The organism is Campylobacter sp. US53, from assembly GCF_004378995.1.
GTDB lineage: Bacteria > Campylobacterota > Campylobacteria > Campylobacterales > Campylobacteraceae > Campylobacter_D > Campylobacter_D jejuni.
Map to the genome: position 1 here is coordinate 1 of NZ_RYYH01000049.1, position 229 is coordinate 229.

Here is a 229-nt window from a genome sequence, read left to right on the forward strand (position 1 = left end):
GCAGAAACAAATTATAAACACAAAATAGAAGCGGACTTAATCCCATTTAGAGAGTTGCTTTTAGGGCGTTTATTCATAACTGTAGGCATGCAAATTCAACTTGATGTAGTGGCGCAAAATTGGTTTTTAAACATAGTTTTAACCCTTCTTGTAATGGCTTTAAAATTTGGCATAGTTTTTGTCTTTTTATTTCTTTACACTAAAAAAAGAGTAGCGCTTAATACAGCTT

The 229-nt window shown here is 31.9% G+C and carries 1 protein-coding gene; it reads left to right on the forward strand.

What is annotated here, in order from left to right:
• Positions 1–229, forward strand: a 229-nt coding sequence (locus ELQ05_RS08255) for a cation:proton antiporter (RefSeq protein WP_208336100.1), incomplete at both ends; no start/stop codon positions are given.